Origin of the sequence: Vibrio sp. E14 (genome assembly GCF_020515785.1) — a bacterium.
Classification (GTDB): Bacteria; Pseudomonadota; Gammaproteobacteria; order Enterobacterales; family Vibrionaceae; genus Vibrio; species Vibrio diabolicus.
In genome coordinates, this window is the sequence record NZ_JAHPJI010000030.1 from 1 (window position 1) to 2,656 (window position 2,656).

Sequence of the window (2,656 nt, forward strand, 5' to 3'; positions counted from 1 at the left end):
AGTTAAGGGGTGAACAACGCAATACCAAAGCTGCTGCATACCACCTTAAACACTAATACCAACGCATAGTAAAAATGCCACGCGTTGTGAATCCCTCTTGAACTGTTTGTTATACAAATTTTTACAGGAATGCATCAACTTGTTTTAGTAAGACATGTTCCATGATTTTTTGACTGGCACTAAACAGCAATTGAAAAGGTGCATCTTTGAACTTATCCGTCAACGTAGATCGTACTTCTTTATTGGCTAGAGCATTTGCAAAGTCGTGCCCCTGCTGAGTTAGACGAATATCTTTTGGCATAACAGAGAAACTGTTCTTTTGAAGTGTTATACCAAAAGTATTTAATGAGTCAGACCTCAATGCACTATCACTGACTAAGCCATTCTCAACTAGCAACTGGGCGTGAAATACAAACTTTTCGTTAAGCCCTTTGTGGTTCTCATCATATACCGCTACACCCGAATTCTCGATATCGTAGATCGTGATATGAGCCGTTTCAGATGCAATGAAAACATTTAGTATTGTTGCTATGTACTCTAAGTCTATTCTCATTGCATATTTCGGAGCATTCCGATCAGTCATTTCGGGATTATCCGATCACCCATTTCGGTTTAAACCGATCACTGATTCCGCGATTATCCGATCACTTTTAGCCTAACTCCGAAATCGGTGATCGGAATAGCGAAAACCGCGATCGGAATGCCCGAAATCTTTCCTTTTTCTCTTTTAAATCAATAGCTCGCTATTCTTTACTTCTTAAACAAGAACGTAAGGAAGCGACCATGGCCAAAAAGAGAACTCCAATGAACAAAATCAAAGAAGTATTACGCCTTAAGTACGACTGCGGCCTCTCAAATCGTAGCATCGCTTCTTGCCTGAAACTCGGCCCGTCCACCATATCGGAGCTCCTTACTCGCTTTAAACAAAGCCAACTTGGTTGGCCTCTGCCTGAAAGTTGTAGCGATGCTGATATCACTCAAGCTCTGTATCACGGCAAGAAAGTCAGTCGCGATAAAGTCATTCCAGACTTCACTCAATACGCTGTCGAACTCAGACGTAAAGGTATGACGAAGATGTTGCTTTGGCAGGAATATCATGAGCAATATCAAGAGCAAGCTTACGCTTACACTCAGTTCTGCGAACACTTCACTCGTTGGTTCAAAACCCAAAAACGCAGTATGCGTCAGCTCCATGTGGCAGGTGATAAGCTGTTTATCGATTACTGTGGCCCTCGGCTTCAGGTAGTCAATCCTGACACTGGCGAAGTGCGTGAAGCAGAAGTGTTCGTGGCGACCTTAGGCGCGTCTAATTACACCTATGTTGAAGCCTTCCCGAGTCAAGGTAAGTCCTACTGGTTAGAGGCGCACGCTAATGCGTTCGAACACTTCGGCGGCGTACCACAACTCTTGGTTCCCGATAATCTACGTAGCGCGGTCAGCAAAGCTAACCGTTATGAACCTAGGCTTAACGACAGCTATCAGAAACTGGCGAATCACTATCAAACTGCCGTAATGCCCGCTCGTCCTTACAAACCGAAAGACAAAGCCAAGGCAGAGAATGCCGTCCTCCTAGTGGAACGTTGGATCATGATGCGACTTCGCCATCAAACCTTCTATACCTTCAAAGAGCTGAACCTTGCCATCCGTGAGCTGATGAATGACTTAAACCAACGTGAGATGAAACAGTATGGTGCAAGTCGTAAAGCGCTGTTCGACAAACTCGATAAACCCGCGTTAAAGCCCCTTCCTAAGCAGCGATATCTATATACCGAAACCAAGCGAGCCAAAGTTGGGCCTGATTATCACATCGAATATCGCCGCCATTACTACTCGGTTCCCCATCAACTTGTTGGCCACTATGTCGAGCTGGAAGCCTCCAGCCGTCTGGTGCAGATCTACCATCAAGGTAACTTGGTCGCCCAGCATCCACGCAGCCAAAGAGAGCGCGGAAACAGCACCCAACCAGAGCACATGCCGAGTAATCATCAACATCAGAAGTGGTCGCCTGGACGCCTGCTCAACTGGGGAGCCAATATCGGCCCAGCCACACGAGAAGTCGTCAATAAGATGCTCAACTCCAAGCCTCATCCAGAGCAGTCGTATCGCTCCTGCCTTGGGCTGCTCAATCTGAGTAAAGCGCATGGCGAACCGCGCTTAGAGCAAGCCTGTAAAGATGCGCTGATGCTGACAAAACCGAACTACACCTTCATCAACAATCTGCTGAAGAACAATCGTGAAGGACAACTGAGCAAAGACAACACGAGCACGCCGAACCTTGTTCACAGCAATGTTCGTGGCCCGAACTGTTATCACTAGGAGAAATACAAATGAACGCACTGAACGACCAACTCAAAACCCTCCGCTTGAGTCATGCAGTGAAAGCGTTAGAGCAGCAACAAGAACAACTGAGCACCTACGCAGAGCTGGACTTCGAGGAAAGGCTAAGCCTGCTTCTGGAAAGTGAAATCTTGAATCGCAATCAGACCAAAATCCAACGCTTAAAACGACAAGCCAAGCTGAGAGTGGATGCGCAGCCAAGCCAACTCATCTACAAAGAAGGACGAAATCTCAATCGCAAACAGATGAGCGAACTTCTAACGGGCAGTTATCTACATAAGCACCAGAATATCTTGATCACAGGCCCAACAGGTGCAGG

General features: G+C 46.4%; 2 protein-coding genes and 1 pseudogene. 2 read left to right on the forward strand and 1 reads right to left on the reverse strand.

Features of this window, described 5'->3' with window-relative positions; translation table 11 throughout:
- Positions 1–121: 121 nt before the first annotated feature.
- Positions 122–583: a DUF2513 domain-containing protein gene (locus LIX84_RS23210; protein WP_226422263.1), complete on the reverse strand. Its 462-nt coding sequence runs from the start codon at positions 581–583 to the stop codon at positions 122–124.
- A gap of 200 nt (positions 584–783) precedes the next feature.
- On the opposite strand from LIX84_RS23210, the gene istA reads away from it, so the two are divergent.
- Positions 784–2,316: an IS21 family transposase gene (istA, locus tag LIX84_RS23215; protein WP_226422264.1), complete on the forward strand. Its 1,533-nt coding sequence runs from the start codon at positions 784–786 to the stop codon at positions 2,314–2,316.
- Positions 2,317–2,327: 11 nt separating this feature from the next.
- Positions 2,328–2,656: pseudogene (gene istB, locus LIX84_RS23220) on the forward strand (IS21-like element ISVch3 family helper ATPase IstB); the annotation flags it as partial.